Origin of the sequence: Pseudomonas sp. Sample_10 (assembly GCF_004321495.1) — a bacterium.
GTDB lineage: Bacteria > Pseudomonadota > Gammaproteobacteria > Pseudomonadales > Pseudomonadaceae > Aquipseudomonas.
The window spans coordinates 1-1,350 of record NZ_RCOE01000103.1; the positions used below are offsets into that span (position 1 = coordinate 1).

Consider the following 1,350-nt stretch of genomic DNA (forward strand, 5'->3'; position numbering starts at 1 on the left):
AGAACTCGTCGAGCACGTTTTTCCAGTCGCGTTCGCCCTGGGCCACGTCATCGAGATGCTCTTCCATGCCGGCGGTGAAGCCGTAGTCCATCAGGTTGGAGAAGCTCTCGGCCAGACGCTCGGTGACGATGTCACCCATCTTTTCCGAGTAGAAGCGACGGTTGTGCAGCGCCACGTAGCCGCGGTCCTGGATGGTCGAAATGATCGCAGCGTAGGTCGAAGGACGACCGATGCCGCGTTTTTCCATTTCTTTAACCAGGCTGGCTTCCGAGTAACGCGCCGGTGGCTTGGTGAAGTGCTGGGTCGGATCAAGCTTGATCAGCTTCATCGCATCACCCTGGGCCATGTCCGGCAGCACATCGTCATCACCTGGCTTGGCGATTTGTGGCATGACGCGGGTGTAACCGTCGAACTTGAGAATACGGCCCTTGGCGCGCAATTCGAAATCGCCAGCCCCGACAGTCACGGTGGTGGACAGGTACTGCGCCGGGAGCATCTGGCAAGCGAGGAACTGGCGCCAGATCAGCTCGTAGAGACGCTCAGCGTCACGCTCCATGCCCGACAGCTTGCTTGGCTCGGTATTGGCGTCAGATGGACGAATCGCTTCGTGAGCCTCTTGCGCGCCTTCCTTGCTGCTGTAGACGTTCGGCGTTTCCGGCAGGTACTTCTTGCCGAATTCGTCCTCGATGTAAGTGCGCGCCATCGCCACGGCGTCGGCCGAGAGATTGGTCGAGTCGGTACGCATGTAAGTGATGTAGCCGGCTTCGTACAGACGCTGGGCCATCATCATGGTTTTCTTCACGCCGAAGCCCAGCCGGTTGCTTGCGGCCTGCTGCAGGGTGGACGTGATGAACGGTGCCGACGGCTTGCTGCTGGTCGGCTTGTCTTCGCGCTTGACGATGCTGTAGCTGGACGCCTTGAGCTTCTCCAGCGCGGCCATGGCCTGGGCTTCGTTGAGCGGCTTGAAGGCTTCGCCCTTTTCGCGAGCGACGTCGAAACGCACAGTGGCGCCTTTGGCGGTGCCGAGGTCGGCGTGAACTTCCCAGTACTCTTCCGGGATGAACGCACGGATCTCGCGCTCACGCTCAACCACCAGTTTCACCGCAACCGATTGCACACGACCGGCCGACAGACCACGGGCGATCTTGGCCCACAGCAGCGGCGAAACCATGTAACCCACGACGCGATCGAGGAAACGACGCGCCTGCTGGGCGTTGACACGGTCGATGTCGAGTTCACCCGGCTGGGAGAAAGCTTCCTGAATCGCCTTCTTGGTGATTTCGTTGAACACCACACGCTTGTAGCGGCTGTCGTCACCACCGATGGCTTCGCGCAGGTGCCAGGCAATGG

General features: G+C 60.4%; 1 protein-coding gene. It reads right to left on the minus strand.

The annotated features are described in order from the left end of the window. Positions 1-1,350, minus strand: a 1,350-nt coding sequence (gene topA, locus D8U18_RS09295; RefSeq protein WP_131107487.1) for a type I DNA topoisomerase, incomplete at both ends; no start/stop codon positions are given.